The sequence below is a fragment of the Streptomyces sp. BB1-1-1 genome (assembly GCF_031597775.1).
GTDB classification, from domain to species: Bacteria; Actinomycetota; Actinomycetes; order Streptomycetales; family Streptomycetaceae; genus Streptomyces; species Streptomyces thinghirensis.
In genome coordinates this window covers 1844865-1860437 of the sequence record NZ_CP134203.1, presented here as the reverse complement: position 1 = coordinate 1860437, position 15573 = coordinate 1844865, and the positions used below count along the sequence as shown (strand labels likewise).

Annotated in this window: 11 protein-coding genes; 5 read left to right on the top strand and 6 right to left on the bottom strand. The window is 72.0% G+C overall.

Annotation, left to right across the window (positions count from 1 at the left end):
• The first annotated feature begins 17 nt into the window (after window positions 1–17).
• Together RI578_RS08630 and RI578_RS08625 are read left to right on the top strand one after the other, a co-directional pair.
• Window positions 18–1538, top strand: a complete 1521-nt coding sequence (locus RI578_RS08630; RefSeq protein WP_310870556.1) for a hypothetical protein — start codon at window positions 18–20, stop codon at window positions 1536–1538.
• Window positions 1539–1584: 46 nt separating this feature from the next.
• Window positions 1585–3093 (top strand): hypothetical protein, encoded by a 1509-nt coding sequence (locus RI578_RS08625; RefSeq protein ID WP_310870555.1) that lies wholly within the window; start codon window positions 1585–1587, stop codon window positions 3091–3093.
• A gap of 81 nt (window positions 3094–3174) precedes the next feature.
• Here RI578_RS08625 and RI578_RS08620 read toward each other — a convergent pair whose 3' ends face one another.
• The 5 genes from RI578_RS08620 to RI578_RS08600 form a co-directional block, all read right to left on the bottom strand.
• Window positions 3175–5316, bottom strand: coding sequence for a 3-hydroxyacyl-CoA dehydrogenase NAD-binding domain-containing protein (locus tag RI578_RS08620; protein ID WP_310870554.1), 2142 nt, complete (start codon window positions 5314–5316; stop codon window positions 3175–3177).
• Complete coding sequence (locus tag RI578_RS08615; RefSeq protein WP_310870553.1) at window positions 5313–6530, bottom strand: acetyl-CoA C-acyltransferase; 1218 nt, start codon at window positions 6528–6530, stop codon at window positions 5313–5315. The genes RI578_RS08620 and RI578_RS08615 overlap by 4 nt, the downstream gene beginning before the upstream one ends.
• Before the next feature lie 183 nt (window positions 6531–6713).
• The gene (locus RI578_RS08610) at window positions 6714–8000 is read right to left on the bottom strand and encodes a ribonuclease D (RefSeq protein ID WP_310870552.1); all 1287 of its coding nucleotides are present in this window, start codon (window positions 7998–8000) and stop codon (window positions 6714–6716) included.
• A gap of 191 nt (window positions 8001–8191) precedes the next feature.
• On the bottom strand, window positions 8192–8854 hold the full coding sequence (locus RI578_RS08605; protein WP_003972894.1) for a response regulator transcription factor: 663 nt from the start codon (window positions 8852–8854) through the stop codon (window positions 8192–8194).
• A gap of 294 nt (window positions 8855–9148) precedes the next feature.
• Window positions 9149–9826, bottom strand: a complete 678-nt coding sequence (locus RI578_RS08600; RefSeq protein ID WP_310870551.1) for a DUF3000 domain-containing protein — start codon at window positions 9824–9826, stop codon at window positions 9149–9151.
• Between the two features lie 150 nt (window positions 9827–9976).
• Here RI578_RS08600 and hemE point away from each other — a divergent pair, with 150 nt between their 5' ends.
• On the top strand, window positions 9977–11044 hold the full coding sequence (hemE, locus tag RI578_RS08595) for a uroporphyrinogen decarboxylase (RefSeq protein WP_310870550.1): 1068 nt from the start codon (window positions 9977–9979) through the stop codon (window positions 11042–11044).
• A gap of 138 nt (window positions 11045–11182) precedes the next feature.
• On the opposite strand, the gene RI578_RS08590 is transcribed toward hemE, so the two are convergent.
• Window positions 11183–12706: a glycoside hydrolase family 3 N-terminal domain-containing protein gene (locus tag RI578_RS08590; RefSeq protein ID WP_310870549.1), complete on the bottom strand. Its 1524-nt coding sequence runs from the start codon at window positions 12704–12706 to the stop codon at window positions 11183–11185.
• Between the two features lie 445 nt (window positions 12707–13151).
• On the opposite strand from RI578_RS08590, the gene RI578_RS08585 reads away from it, so the two are divergent.
• Window positions 13152–14261 (top strand): YbiU family protein, encoded by a 1110-nt coding sequence (locus tag RI578_RS08585; protein WP_310870548.1) that lies wholly within the window; start codon window positions 13152–13154, stop codon window positions 14259–14261.
• On the top strand, window positions 14243–15568 hold the full coding sequence (locus RI578_RS08580) for a DUF6271 family protein (RefSeq protein WP_310870547.1): 1326 nt from the start codon (window positions 14243–14245) through the stop codon (window positions 15566–15568). The genes RI578_RS08585 and RI578_RS08580 overlap by 19 nt, the downstream gene beginning before the upstream one ends.
• Window positions 15569–15573 lie beyond the last annotated feature (5 nt).

Sequence of the window (15573 nt, the reverse complement as noted above, 5' to 3'; positions counted from 1 at the left end):
CGAGTGGAAAGCCGCCCATGCCCAAAGCAGCGTCGAAGGCGCGCCAGGTCATCACCGGGATCGACACGTCCGGTGCGCACCCGGTCGAGTACCGCTTCACCCACGCGAAGAAGGGCAACCGCCATCTGACGGTCGTCTTCGCCAACCTCGCGGCACCCGACGACTACGGCTGGTCCACCGGCACCCTCGACGACCTGCGGTCCAACATCCTCTGGATCCGCGACCGCTTCGACGGCGGACTGACGTACTACCTGTGCCGGGAGATGGACTTCTCCGTCGAGAGGTCCGTCATCGACCTGATCGCGAAGGTCGTGTCGGCCCTCGGCCTGACCCCGAACGACGTGACCCTCTGGGGCAGTTCCAAGGGGGCCAGCGCGGCCCTCTACTTCGGGCTGCGCTACGGCTTCCGGAACATCGTCGCGTGCGTCCCCCAGTTCCGTATCGGCACCTTCGTGCGCGAGGTCTATCCCAAGGTCGGCCGATCCATGCTCGGTGAGGGGCTCCCCGAGGAGAACGCGCGGGTCCTGGACGCGATCCTGCCCGACCTGCTGAGAGCGGGTGCGAGCCCCGAGGCCAACATCTACCTCGTGTCGTCGCCGCAGGACGAGCAGTACCGGGACCAGGTCGAACCCTTCCTCGAACTGCTGCGGCGCTACCCGAACTTCAACTACCTCCACAGCGAGTCCCCGTTCATCAAGGAACACAACCAGGTGACCCTGCGGAACGTGCCGCTCCTGATGGGGATCGCCTACCTGCTGGTCGAGGGGATCACCCCGCGGCTCGGTCTGACCCGGCACGGCTACGAGCAGCCGGAGCGGGACACGTCGGCCATCGACGACTTCCTCGGCTCGACCGCCAAGGTCAAGGAGAGCACGGCGTTCCTGCCTCCGGCGGTGACCGTCCCGGCCGCCGGCGGACAGCTGCCCCGGACGGGCTCGCCCTTCACCGGGACCGCCCCGGGCGCGGTACGGGTGAGCCTGTGGGAGAAGGGCAAGTTCCTGGCCTCGCCGCCGGTCGCCGCCGACGGGACCTGGTCCTGGGCGCCGGCCAAACCGTGGGCCGAGGGGGAGCACCGCGTCAAGATCTTCGCGGTGGACCCGGCGGGCTTCCACTCGGCGACGACGGAGGTCCGCTTCACGGCGACGCCGGGCACCGGGCACGGCACGCCGCAGACGCCGGGCGGGCCCGGCCCGGCCCCGTCGGCGGCGCGGCGGCCCGTGGCCGCGGGAGTGCGGCCGCCCGTCGTGTCCCTGCCCGCGGCGCATCAGCAGGTGCCCGGGACGGCGGTCGGTTTCCGCGGCATCGCCCCCGGCGCGGTGGAAGTCCGCTTCCGCGCGGGCGGCGCGCTGCTGGGGGCGAACGGCGTCCGGCCGGACGGGACCTGGGCCTGGGAAGCCGGCGGCCCGTGGCCGCAGGGCCCGCACCTGGTCGAGGTCGTCGCGGTGGGCGCCGACGGCGCGGAGTCCGTGCCCGCCCAGATCCCCTTCGCCGTCGCCCCCGCGGCCGCACCGGCCGACTACTTCTCGCCGCGGTACTGACCACCGCCGCGACCGCCGTCGAACAACTCATGAGTGGAAGCCACACATGCCCAAAGCACCGTCGCAAGCACGCGAACTGATCGACGGGATCGACACCTCCGGTGCCTATCCCGTCGAGTACCGCTTCACGCATGCCAAGGGCGGCAACCGCCATCTCGTCGTCGTCTTCGCCAACTTCGGCGTCACCGACGACTACGGCTGGTCGAACGGCGTCCTCAACCCGGTGCGGGCCAACATCCTGTGGATCCGGGACCGGTTCAACGGCATGCGGAGCTACTACCTGTGCGAGGGGATGGACTTCTCCCTGGAGCAGTCCGTGATCGGCGTCATCTCCAGGGTGATGAACGCCCTCGACCTGACCCCGGACCGCGTCACGCTGTGGGGCGGCTCCAAGGGCGGGAGCGCGGCCCTCTACTTCGGCATGCGCTACGGGTTCGGCAACATCGTCTCCATCGTGCCGCAGTTCCTCATCGGCACCTACATCAGCACCGTCCACCCGAAGACCGCCCGATTCATGCTGGGGGAGGGAGCGCCCGAGCAGAACGTCCGGGCGCTCGACGCGATCATCCCGGATCTGGCGCGCTCGGGCGTTGCCCGGCAGGCCAACATCTACCTGCTCTCCTCGCCGCAGGACGAGCAGTACACGCAGCAGGTCGAGCCGTTCATCGGTCTCTTCCAGGGCTACGACAACTTCAACTTCGTCTACAGCGAGTCGCCCTACATCACCAAGCACTCCGAGGTCACCAGGCGCAACGTCCCCTTCCTGATGGGCCTCATCAACATGCTCGCCGACGGGCTGCCGCCGCGGCTCGGCATGGTGCGCAACGGGTACGAGGAACCCGACCGCGACACCTCGGCCATCACGGCGTACCTCTCCGACACCTCGCGGGACAAGCCCTCCGCCCTGGCCCTGCCGGTGGTCGCCCACCCGGTGCCGAACTCCGAACTGCCCGCCGACGGTGTGTACTTCACCGGGGTCGCCCACGGTGCCGTACGCGTGAGCCTGTGGGAGCACGGCAAGTTCCTGGGCTCGCCTTCGGTGGCCGCGGACGGCACCTGGTCCTGGAAGCTGAGCAAGCCCTGGAGCAAGGGCAAGCACCAGGTGAAGGCCGTCGCCTGGGACGCCGCCGGAGGCCACACCAAGGGTGTCCTCGTCCCGTTCACCACCGTGGCCGGCGCCACGGCAGCCGCCGGCACCGCGATCCCGGCCCAGCCGACGGCGCGTTTCGACGCGGCCCCCATGGGCGGGCAGCTGCCGGCACCGACGGTCCAGTCCCCGGTGGCCTACGAGCAGGTCGCGACGCCGGCCGTGCGCTTCTCCGGGCTGGCCCAGGGCGCCACCCAGGTGGGGTTCAGAGCGGGCGGCACTCTCCTCGGCGGGAGCGCGGTCGCGGTCGACGGACGCTGGGCCTGGGACTCCGGCTGGCCGTGGCAGGAGGGGCGGCACACGGTGGAGGTGTTCGCCGTGGACGCGGTGGGAAACGAGTCCCCCGCCACGCTGGTCCCCTTCGCCGTCGCGCACGCGACGGCGGGCGCGACGCCGTACGGCTACTGACCTGCCCCGTGGCACGCGAAAGGGCCCCCGCCTCGGAGCGGGGGCCCTCTCTTCGTCGTACGGGGACGACACGGGCGGAGACTACGCGGGCACGCTCGCCACGCCCGCCTCCAGGAACCGCTTCCCGTTCACCCGCTCGGCGACGCCCGCACGGTCCAGGTACGGCGTGATGCCGCCCAGGTGGAAGGGCCAGCCGGCGCCGGTGATCAGGCAGAGGTCGATGTCCTGGGCCTCGGCGACGACGCCCTCGTCGAGCATGAGGCCGATCTCCTGGGCCACCGCGTCCAGGACGCGGTCGCGGACCTGCTCCTCGGTCAGGACGGAGTCGCCCTGCTTGAGGAGCGCGGCGACCTCGGGGTCCAGCTCGGGCTTGGCGGGGTTTTCGGCGGAGTAGACGTAGAAGCCGCGCTTGCCCGCCTCGACGACCGCCTTGAGGTTCGGGGAGACCGTGAAGCGCTCCGGGAAGGCCCGGTTGAGGGTCTCCGAGACGTGCAGGCCGATCGCGGGGCCGACCAGCTCCAGCAGGACCAGCGGGGACATCGGCAGGCCGAGCGGCTCGACCGCCTTCTCCGCCACGTCCACCGGCGTGCCCTCGTCGATGACGTTCTGGATCTCGCCCATGAAGCGGGTCAGGATGCGGTTGACCACGAACGCGGGGGCGTCCTTGACCAGCACCGCGGTCTTCTTCAGCTTCTTGGCGACACCGAACGCCGTGGCCAGCGAGGCGTCGTCCGTCTGCTCGCCGCGGACGATCTCCAGGAGCGGGAGGATCGCGACCGGGTTGAAGAAGTGGAAGCCGACGACCCGCTCGGGGTGCTTCAGCTTCGACGCCATCTCCGAGACGGAGAGGGACGAGGTGTTGGTGGCGAGGATCGCGTGCGCGGGCGCCACCGCCTCGACCTCGGCGAACACCTTCTGCTTGACGCCCATCTCCTCGAACACGGCCTCGATGACGAAGTCCGCGTCCGCGAAGCCCTCGGCCTTGTCCAGGACACCGGAGACCAGGCCCTTCAGCCGGTTCGCCTTGTCCTGGTTGATCCGGCCCTTGCCGAGCAGCTTGTCGATCTCGGCGTGGACGTAGCCCACACCCTTGTCGACGCGCTCCTGGTCGATGTCGGTCAGGACGACCGGCACCTCCAGGCGGCGCAGGAAGAGCAGGGCCAGCTGCGAGGCCATCAGGCCGGCGCCGACCACGCCCACCTTGGTGACCGGGCGGGCCAGCGACTTGTCCGGGGCACCGGCGGGGCGCTTGCCGCGCTTCTGCACCAGATTGAAGGCGTAGATCCCGGAGCGCAGCTCGCCGCCCATGATCAGGTCGGCGAGCGCCTGGTCCTCGGCGTCGTAGCCCTGCTGGAGGTCGCCGTTCTTGGCCGCCGCGATGATGTCCAGGGCGCGGTAGGCGGCCGGGGCGGCGCCGTGCACCTTGCCGTCGGCGACGAAGCGGCCCTTGGCGACGGCCTGGTCCCAGGCCTCGCCGCGGTCGATCGCCGGACGCTCGACCGCGATCTCGCCCTTGAGGACGGACGCCGTCCAGATCAGCGACTGCTCCAGGAAGTCCGCGCCCTCGAAGATCGCGTCCGCGATGCCGAGTTCGAAGACCTGCTTGCCCTTGAGCTGCTTGTTCTGGTTGAGGCTGTTCTCGATGATCACCGAGACGGCCTTGTCGGCGCCGATCAGGTTCGGCAGCAGCGTGCAGCCGCCCCAGCCGGGGACCAGGCCGAGGAAGACCTCGGGGAGGGAGAAGGCGGGGAGGGCGGCCGACACCGTGCGGTACGAGCAGTGCAGGCCGATCTCGACGCCGCCGCCCATCGCGGCACCGTTGTAGTACGCGAAGGTCGGCACGGCCAGCTTCGCCAGCCGCTTGAAGACGTCGTGGCCGCCCTTGCCGATGGCCAGTGCGTCCTCGTGCCGCTTGAGCAGCTCGACGCCCTTGAGGTCGGCGCCGACCGCGAAGATGAACGGCTTGCCGGTGACGCCGACGCCGACGATGTCGCCGTCCGCGGCCTCCTTCTCGACCCGGTCGATCGCGGCGTCGATGTTCGCCAGTGACTGGGGGCCCAGCGTGGTCGGCTTGGTGTGGTCGTGACCGTTGTCCAGGGTGATGAGCGCGAAGCGCCCGGCGCCCAGGGGCAGGTCGAAGTGGCGCACGTGGGCGCTGGTGACGACCTCGCCGGGGAACAGCTCGGCCGCACCCTTCAGCAGCTCTGCGGTGGTGGTGCTCACTTGTCCCCCTCGAAGTGCGGGTTCTCCCAGACGACCGTCGCGCCCATGCCGAAGCCGACGCACATGGTGGTCAGGCCGTAGCGGACGTGCGGCTGCTCCTCGAACTGGCGGGCCAGCTGCGTCATCAGGCGGACGCCCGACGAGGCGAGCGGGTGGCCGAAGGCGATGGCGCCGCCGTACTGGTTGACGCGCGCGTCGTCGTCGGCGATGCCGTAGTGCTCCAGGAACGCGAGGACCTGGACGGCGAAGGCCTCGTTGATCTCGAACAGGCCGATGTCGTCGATGGACAGGCCGGCCTGGGCCAGGGCCTTCTCCGTCGCCGGGATCGGGCCGTAGCCCATGACCTCCGGCTCGACACCCGCGAAGGAGTACGAGACGAGGCGCATCTTGACCGGCAGGTTGTTCTCGCGGGCGAACTCCTCGCTCGCGATGAGGGAGGCGGTGGCGCCGTCGTTCAGACCGGCCGCGTTGCCCGCGGTGACCCGGCCGTGCACACGGAACGGCGTCTTCAGGCCCGCCAGGCTCTCCATGGTGGTGCCCGGACGCATCGGCTCGTCGGCGGTGACCAGGCCCCAGCCCGTCTCACCGGCCTCTTCGTTGGTGCGGCGCACCGAGACCGGCACCAGGTCGGCCTGGATCTTGCCGTTGGCGTACGCCTTGGCGGCCTTCTCCTGCGAGCGCACGGCGTACTCGTCGGCGCGCTGCTTGGTGATCGTCGGGTAGCGGTCGTGCAGGTTCTCCGCCGTCATGCCCATGAACAGGGCGGACTCGTCGACCAGCTTCTCGCTGACGAACCGCGGGTTCGGGTCCACGCCCTCGCCCATCGGGTGGCGGCCCATGTGCTCGACACCGCCCGCGACGGCGACGTCGTACGCGCCGAAGGCGACGGAGCCGGCCACCGAGGTGACGGCGGTCAGGGCGCCCGCGCACATGCGGTCGATCGAGTAGCCCGGGACCGAGGTGGGCAGGCCCGCCAGGATGCCGGCGGTGCGGCCGATGGTCAGGCCCTGGTCACCGATCTGCGTGGTCGCGGCGACGGCGACCTCGTCGATCTTCTTGGGGTCGAGACCGGGGTTGCGGCGCAGCAGCTCCCGGATCGCCTTCACGACCAGGTCGTCGGCGCGGGTCTCGTGGTAGATGCCCTTCGGGCCCGCCTTGCCGAACGGGGTGCGGACGCCGTCTACGAAGACGACGTCCCTGACGGTACGAGGCACGATGGCTCTCCTCCAGGGTGCGGGATGGCACTGCTGCGGCACGCAGGTACTGAGCGCGCGCTCAGGCCCATGCTACTTGTGGGTAACGTAGCTGCCCAGTCCCCCCGGTCGGAGCGGCGAACGTCACACCGCCGGGTCGCCGCCCCACCCCTGGATCTTGGCCGGATCTCGCCGCCGCCCCTCCTACGACACGCTCTGGGACAGCGCCGTCACCAGCGCGGGCGTCACCTGCTCCACCTGCCAGGGCCGGGCCCCGTGACCGGCTAGAGCCGCGCCCACGGATTCCGGGTCGACCGGAGCCGGCGGCTCCCAGCAGACCCGGCGCACCGTGTCCGGCGTGATCAGGTTCTCCTGGGGCATGTTCAGCCGCTCGGCCAGCGCCGTCACCGCCGCCCGCGCGGCGGTGAGCCGGGCCGCGGCGGCCGGGTCCTTGTCGGCCCACGCCCGCGGCGGCGGGGGACCGGTCACCGGCTGACCGGGCTGCGGCAGCTGCGACTCGGACAGGCCCCTGGCCCGGTCGACCGCCACCTGCCACTGCTCCAGCTGCCTGCGGTTGACCCGTCCGAACCCGTTCAGCGCGGCCAGCGCGTGCGCGTTGACCGGGAGCGCGAGCGCCGCCTCGACGATGGCCGCGTCCCCGAGCACCTTGCCGGGGGAGACGTCACGGCGCTGCGCGATGCGGTCCCGGGTCTGCCACAGCTCCCGCACGACGGCGAGCTGCCGGCGCCTGCGCACCTTGTGCATGCCTGACGTACGGCGCCACGGGTCCTTGCGGGGCTCGGGCGGCGGGGCGGAGGCGATCGCGTCGAACTCCTGCCGGGCCCACTCCAGCTTGCCCTGCCGGTCCAGCTCCTTCTCCAGCGCGTCGCGCAGGTCGACGAGCAGCTCGACGTCGAGGGCGGCGTAGCGCAGCCACGGTTCGGGCAGCGGGCGGGTGGACCAGTCGACGGCCGAGTGGCCCTTCTCCAGTACGAAGCCCAGCACGTTCTCGACCATCGCGCCGAGGCCGACCCTCGGGAACCCGGCGAGCCGGCCGGCCAGCTCGGTGTCGAAGATCCGGGTGGGCACCATCCCTATTTCGCGCAGGCACGGCAGGTCCTGGGTCGCCGCGTGCAGCACCCACTCCACGTCGGAGAGCGCCGCGCCCAGCCCGGACAGGTCGGGACAGGCCACCGGGTCGATCAGCGCGCTCCCGGCGCCCTCCCGGCGCAGCTGCACCAGATACGCGCGCTGGCCGTAGCGGTAGCCGGAGGCGCGCTCGGCGTCGACGGCGACGGGGCCGCGGCCGGCGGCGAAGGCGGCGGTCACCTCGGCGAGGGCGGCCGCGTCGGCGATCACCTGCGGAATGCCCTCGCGTGGTTCCAGCAAGGGGGTCGGCGCCTGACTCGCAGAAGATCCGGCGTCGTCCGGAGGAGCGCCTCCGGTGGTTCGCAGTGAAGGGTCTGCTGCGGTTTCGTGGGCGTCGGTCACCTGTCAAGGGTATCGGTGGATCGACGGCGCCCGCCGACGGAACGTTCCGTCGGCGGGCGCCGGGGGGTCGTAAACCAGTCAGGTCGGTGAAAGACCGACTGTGGCGGAGGCGGGAAAGGCGAGCGGGGAGGCGGGGAAGGCGGCGGGGAAGGAGACGGGGAGGGTGGGGGAGCGGGCGGGATCGGCGGCGGTCAGTGGATGATGCCGGTGCGCAGGGCCACGGCGACCATTCCGGCGCGGTCGCCGGTGCCGAGCTTGCGGGCGATGCGGGCCAGGTGGCTCTTGACGGTCAGGGCGGACAGGCCCATCGAGACGCCGATCGCCTTGTTCGACTGGCCTTCCGCGACCAGTCGCAGCACCTCCACCTCGCGGCCGGAGAGCTCGCGGTAGCCGCCCGGGTGGCTCGGGGCACCCGGGGGGCGGCGGTGCAGGCGGGCGGCGGCGGCGCCGATGGGGGCGGCGCCCGGCCGGGTGGGGAGCCCGACGTTGGTACGGGTGCCGGTGACGACGTAGCCCTTGACGCCGCCGGCGAGGGCGTTGCGTACGGCGCCGATGTCGTCGGCGGCGGACAGGGCTAGGCCGTTGGGCCAGCCCGCGGCGCGGGTCTCCGACAGCAGGGTCAGGCCGGAGCCGTCGGGGAGATGGACGTCTGCGACACAGATGTCGCGGGGGTTGCCGATGCGGGGACGAGCCTCCGCGACGGACGAGGCCTCGATGACGTCGCGCACACCGAGCGCCCACAGATGGCGGGTGACGGTGGAACGGACGCGCGGGTCGGCCACGACCACCATGGCGGTCGGCTTGTTCGGGCGGTAGGCGACCAGGCTTGCAGGCTGCTCGAGGAGAACGGACACCAGGCCTCCTGGGGTGCGGGACGGGGCCGGCTCGTGGGGGTGAAGCCGGGACGAACCGTGCTTTCAAGGTCACAGTCGTCTTCGGCACCGAACCCGTCCGCCTTTAGAGAATGATCACGATCTGGTGAGTAACAATCCGAGCAATTCGGACAGGCGGTCGATCATTCGAAGATCGAACGGTTTCGTACTTTGTCGATACAAGCCCGAAAGTGGCCGTGTCGACAAAGTGACGGAACGTTTCCCGGGCCGGACGGGCGCCGGTGACGGAGAAAGCGGTAAGGGGTCGGGGAGGGCTCAGCGTGACTGCGGTCCGCGCCGCTGCGGCAGCGTCACGATCGACGCGTCGCCCGGCGCGGCCGGCGGCAGGCCCGCGACCTGCGCCAGCAGATCGCACCACGAGGCGAGGTGCGCCGCCGTGTCCGGGGCGCCGCCCAGCCCCTCGCGCGGCGTCCAGGACGCCCGGATCTCGATCTGCGAGGCGGACGGGCGCGCCGAGAGCCCCCCGAAGTAGTGGGAGCTCGCCCGCGTGACCGTGCCGCTGGGCTCCCCGTACGTCAGCCCGCGCGCCTGGAGCGCGCCGGTGAGCCAGGACCAGCACACGTCCGGCAGCAGCGGATCCGCGGCCATCTCCGGCTCCAGCTCGGCACGCACCAGCGTCACCAGCCGGAAGGAGCCGTGCCAGGCGTCGTGCCCGGCCGGGTCGTGCAGCAGTACCAGCCGTCCGTCCGCCAGGTCGTCGTCCCCGTCGACGACCGCGGCCTCGAGGGCGTACGCGTAGGGGGCGAGCCGCTTCGGTGGGGGCACCGCCTCCACCTCGATCTGCGGCCGCAGCCGCGCGGCCCTGAGCGCCTCGACGGCGGCCGCGAAGGCCGGCGGTGCCGTGCTCCCCGTATGCCGGGCCTCCTCCTCGGTACCCTTCGGTTCGTCCATTCCGCCAGCGCCGTCCGACAGTCGTCCCTGAGCCGCAGCCATGCGGGGAAGATTAAGGGGAACGGCGCCTCGGTGCAGGGAGGGACACCCGCGTGCGGACGCGATGTCCGGATCACGCGGTCCCGCGGGGCGCGCGGGAGCCGCCCCACCCGAGGTCGGGCGCTGTCGGGGCGACATGCGAGACTTGCCGGTGTGAGTGCCAACCAGAGCCCCGCGGGCAAGCAGCCGACCGCCACGTACGACTCCGCTTTCCTCAAGGCGTGCAGGCGTGAGCCGGTGCCGCACACCCCCGTGTGGTTCATGCGGCAGGCCGGGCGCTCACTGCCGGAGTACCGCAAGGTGCGCGAGGGCATCCCGATGCTCGAATCCTGCATGCGACCGGAACTGGTCACGGAGATCACCCTCCAGCCGGTGCGCCGGCACGGCGTGGACGCGGCCATCTACTTCAGCGACATCGTGGTCCCGCTCAAGGCCATCGGCATCGACCTCGACATCAAGCCGGGCGTCGGCCCGGTCGTCGAGAAGCCGATCCGCACCCGCGCGGACCTGGCACAGCTGCGCGACCTCACCCCCGAGGACGTCTCCTACGTCACCGAGGCCTTCGGTCTGCTCACCCAGGAGCTGGGCGCCACCCCGCTGATCGGCTTCGCGGGCGCGCCGTTCACCCTCGCGAGCTACCTCGTGGAGGGCGGCCCGTCCCGCAACCACGAGCACACCAAGGCGCTCATGTACGGCGACCCGCAGCTGTGGGCCGACCTCCTGGACCGGCTCGCCGACATCACCGCCGCCTTCCTCAAGGTGCAGATCGAGGCGGGCGCGAGCGCGGTCCAGCTCTTCGACTCCTGGGTCGGCGCGCTGTCCCCCGCGGACTACCGCCGCTCGGTGATGCCCGCCTCCAGCAAGGTCTTCGAGGCCGTCGCCGGGTACGGCGTGCCGCGCATCCACTTCGGCGTCGGCACCGGCGAACTCCTCGGCCTCATGGGCGAGGCCGGCGCGGACGTCGTCGGCGTCGACTGGCGCGTCCCGATGGACGAGGCCGCCCGCCGCGTCGGCCCCGGCAAGGCGCTCCAGGGCAACCTGGACCCGGCGATCCTCTTCTCCACCTCTCAGGCCGTCGAGACCAAGACCCGCGAGATCCTGGACGCCGCGGCGGACCTGGAGGGCCACGTCTTCAACCTCGGCCACGGCGTCCTGCCCGACACCGACCCGGACGCGCTGACCCGCCTCGTGGAGTACGTGCACACGCAGACCGCGCGCTGACCACCCCCGGCGCGCGGACCGCCTGGCCGCCCGGCGGCCACGGGCTCCGAGCGGCTCACCCGGCGCCCTGCGCCGCCTCCGCGCCCCGCGGGGCGCGGAGGGTCGTGCGGTGGCGCCTCCTCCCGTCGGTGGCGCGGCTCAGCGTGAGGGCATGCCGGTAAGGACCTCCGCCGCGGCCGTTCCGGAGGCGGCGCTCGCGCCGTGGGTGAAGATCTGCACCGCGCCGGCGGCGGTGGCGCCCGGCAGGCCCATCTCCACCACGATCGCGTCCGGGCGGGCGTCGGTGAGGCCGGTGACGGCGCGGTCCATCCAGGCGTGCCGGGCCGCGTCGCGGGCGACGATCACCAAGGGGCGCCCCGCGGCCGGTTCGAGGGCGCAGCTCTCCAGGGCGACCGTCCCCCGCTCCAGTTCCTCGCCGCGCACCCGCACGGAGGTCGTGCCCGGCAGCCGCTCGCGCAGCGGGTCCGCGACGCCCCACGGGGTCTCCTTGCCGATGGCCATGTTGGTGACCGGGGCCAGCTCGACCACGTGCGGCGCGGCGGTCAGCGGCAGGGCGTCCCGCACGGCCCCGGCGACCCGGACGGCGCGGCGCGCGGCGACGTGACCGATGCCGTCCCCGGCGGTCTCCCCGGTGGACCCGGCCGCCCGCAGCCCGGCCGACCAGTCGGCGAACTCCCTCACCCGGCCCGCCGCCTCGGCCAGCCGTTCCGCCGGCAGCTCCCCGGCGGTCACCGCGGCGACCAGCCCTTTGACCAGCAGGTCGACCGTGGCCTCCGCGGCGCTCTCGCCGCCGACGCAGACGGCGTCCACCCCGGCGGCGACGGCCTTCACCGTGGCGCCGTCGATGCCGTGGCGGGCCGTGACGGCGCCCATCTCGATGGCGTCGCTGACGATCAGGCCGTCGAAGCCCAGCTCGTCGCGGAGCAGGTCCTGAAGGATGCGGCGGCTGAGCGTGGCGGGCAGGTCGGGGTCGTAGGCCGGCACCAGCAGGTGGCCGCTCATGACCGCGCGGACGCCGGCGGCCACGGCGGCCCGGAACGGAGGCAGGGCCTGGGCGGCGATCTCGTCCCGCCCGGCGCCGTAGGCCGGCAGGTCGTGGTGGGAGTCGACGGCGACGTCCCCGTGACCGGGGAAGTGCTTGGCGCAGGCGGCGACGCCGGACGACTGGAGCCCCCGGATCCACGCGGCGGTGTGCCGGGACACCACGTCCGGGTCGGTGCCGAAGGAACGTACGCCGATGATCGGGTTGTCGGGGTTGGAGTTGACGTCCGCGCTCGGCGCGTAGTCGAGGCTCACCCCGGCGGAGCGCAGCTGCCGGCCCAGGTCGGCGGCGACGGCCTCGGTCAGCTCCGTGTCGTCGACGGTGCCGAGGGCGAAGTTGCCGGGCCGGGTCGAGCCGGTCGCGGACTCGATGCGGGTGACGTCGCCCGCCTCCTCGTCGATGGCGACGATCAACTCCGGGTTCTCCGCGCGCAGTCGCGCGGTGAGCCGGGCGACCTGCTCGACGGAGACGATGTTGCGGGAGAAGAGTACGACGGAGCCCAGTCCGTCCCCGATGGCGCGCAGGACCCAGTCGGGTGCCTCGGTGCCCACGAAGCCCGGTTGCAGGACGGAGAGCGCGAGCCGGCGCAACTCGCCGCCGCTGTGCTTGCTGGAGGCCATCGATCGCGCCTTTCAGGTGGTGGCTCTTGGTATAGACCAAGTGGGTGCGCGCTCAGGTTAACCAGGCGTGTCAAGAGGGGCGTTTTCGAACTCGGAAGTAACAACTGGGCTTGTGAAGGCGGGTGTTGACACCTTTCCTTGGTCTAGTCCATTGTGAGACGCAAGTTCGGCGAGGGGCGCCTGTGACGCCTCGTTCGCACGCCGGACGACTTCCGCTTCCGTGACGACCACCCCGGACGAGACGACTATTTCGGACGGGGGCGCGGACCGGGCGATCCCCTGACCAGGGAGACCCGTCCCACCGAGCCGCCCCCGTCGCCCCGCTCCGCCCGCGAGCGCGAGCGGCCCTCAGCTGCCCCCACCGACCTCATGTGCGACGGCCCGACCTCCGTCGCGCACACCGCCGTTGCCCGCACGAGGCGACGGCGAGGATCTGGAGCACCACATGGCGACGCCCGATTCCTACCTCCACCGAGCCCCGTCGGACCTCCCCTACTTCAGCGCGGACGCCGACACCTACCTGGCCCGCACCCAGCTGCGCGACCTGCGCAAGACACGTCCGCTGCGGGTGCTGTCCGAGGAGGACTTCGCCCACTGGCAGACCTACGGATACGTAGTGGTGAAGGAGGCGATACCCGCCTCCTCCGCCCGTCAACTGCTCGACTTCGCCTGGGAGTTCCAGGGACTCGACCCCGACCGCCCCGACACCTGGTACCAGGACCGCCCCTACCGCTCCGACCTCGACCGGGAACTGCACATCTACGGCTTCGTCGAGGCGTACCACCACCAGCTCATCTGGGACAGCCGCCAGACCCAGCGCGTCTACGACGCCTTCGTCGACGTCTGGGACTGCGAGGAGTTGTGGGTCACCCTCGACCGGCTCAACCTCAACCCGCCCAACACCGGCAACCGCGACCGCGCCCTCATCGACAAGCCGGACCGCGGCTTCGACATCGAACTGCACTGGGACGTCGACACCTCCCTCGGCGTCCTGCCCCAGCGGGTCCAGGGCATCATCGCCCTCAACGACACCAAGCCGGACCACGGCGGCTTCCAGTGCTGCCCCGACCTGTTCCGGCGCTTCGACCGCTGGAAGGCCCTCCAGCCCGACGACCGCGACCCGATCCGCCCCGCGATCGACCGCGAGGACATGCCCGTCGTACGGCCCGACCTGGAAGCCGGCGACCTGCTCATCTGGAACGGCCTGCTGGCCCACGGCGTGGCCCCCAACGTCTCCGGCGAGGGTGTGCGCGCCGTCCAGTACCTGTCGATGATGCCCGCGCTGGAGTCCCACCGGACGCTGCGCGACTCCCGCGTCGACTCCTGGCGCACCCTCGCCACCCCCGACTGGAACGCCACGCTCCTCGGCGACGCCCACCGGCACGAGTCCGAGCGCTACGGACCCGCCGAGCTGAACGAACTCGGCGCCAGGCTGCTGGGCCTGAAGTCCTGGCACGCGGACACCGGCGCCGTCAGCACCGAGGCGACGGAAGAGGCGACCGACGACGCGACCGACGAGGCCACCGGGGATGCCGCATGCGCAGCGTCTGCCTGACCCTTCCCACCAACCGGCCCTGCCCGGACACCATCGCCGCCCTCGGTGAGGAAGCGGCCTACGCCGCCGACCACTTCGGCATCGATGTCCACCTGCTGGTCCTCGACTCCTGCCCGCCCCCGGTCCACGCCGCCCACGCCGAGGCCGTACGGCGCCTGCCCGCGCACCCCCGGATCACGCCGCACCACCTCGACGAGGCCGCCCAGCGCGACTTCCTGGAACGGGTGACGGCGCACTCCGGCAGTGCCAAGCCCGACCTGCTCCTCGACCTGATGCTCCCGGACGGCCTGTCCTACGGCGCCTGTACCAACCGCGCCTTCCTGATCGCGGCGGCGCTCGGCTGCGAGTCCGTCCACCGCAGGGACTCGGACAGCCGGTACCAGAGCGTGGACGGCCGTACGGTCTTCCCCGTCCACCACGAGCTGCTGTCGATCGGCAGACGCGCCGCGGACGCCGTACCCGTCGTCACCGAGTCGACCCTGCCGGCGGCCCTGGCGGACCGTCGGGTCGCCATGGTGGGCAGCTCCTTCGTGGGCGAACTCTCCGTGGACATCGCGGAGATCCGCGACGCCGACCCCGGCGTCTACCACGACGTCGTCTCCCTCTGGGCGCCCGGACACTGGTCCGCCGAGCAGAGACGGGAGCTGGTCGAGGAGTCCTTCCGCGGCGCGGGCACCGCGCCCTTCGTGGCCGACCACTCGCTGCTGACGCTGGTCGACCCCATGCGGGTGGACATGTGCAACATCGCCTTCCACGGGGACAGCGTCAGCGAGCGGGTGCCGTTGCCGCCCGCCCGGGACACCATCGGCAGCGACTACTTCCTCATCCACCTCGTGCACGACGCCGGTCTGCCCGGCGTGCTGCACAACCGGAACATCGTCAACTACCACACGGGCGAACGCAGGACCGGACCCGGCTTCCGCGCCTACCAGACCCGCTTCGCCAAGTTCCTCCTGTCGATGCTCCACTTCCACTTCGTCTACGACCGCATGGCCGAGGCGGGCGACACGCTGCTGGACCGGCACGGCAGGGCCCGCCCCGCCGCCGTCGCCGCCCTGGCCCGCCGGAGCACCGGCCTGGACTCGGCGGAGAACGTCCACCGGCTCGACACCCTCGACACCGCCTACCGGCGCCTGGGCGGCCGGTACGCCGACTTCGCCGACCTCCTGGCCACCCGGCGCGCGCGCCTCCTGGACGAGGCGCGCGGCGACATGGCGGACTTCGCGCTGCTGACGGAGGCGTGGGAGGGCCTGGTCGGCGCGGCCAAGGCCACGCCTCTCACTCTCCCGCCCGGGCGGACGGGGTGAACGCC

Coding starts and splice junctions, on each gene's coding strand:
- RI578_RS08630 (WP_310870556.1), top strand. CDS start 18: ATGCCCAAAGCAGCGTCGAAGGCGCGCCAGGTCATCACCGGGATCGAC.
- RI578_RS08625 (WP_310870555.1), top strand. CDS start 1,585: ATGCCCAAAGCACCGTCGCAAGCACGCGAACTGATCGACGGGATCGAC.
- RI578_RS08600 (WP_310870551.1), bottom strand. CDS start 9,826: ATGGCTGCGGCTCAGGGACGACTGTCGGACGGCGCTGGCGGAATGGAC.
- RI578_RS08590 (WP_310870549.1), bottom strand. CDS start 12,706: ATGGCCTCCAGCAAGCACAGCGGCGGCGAGTTGCGCCGGCTCGCGCTC.
- RI578_RS08585 (WP_310870548.1), top strand. CDS start 13,152: ATGGCGACGCCCGATTCCTACCTCCACCGAGCCCCGTCGGACCTCCCC.
- RI578_RS08580 (WP_310870547.1), top strand. CDS start 14,243: ATGCGCAGCGTCTGCCTGACCCTTCCCACCAACCGGCCCTGCCCGGAC.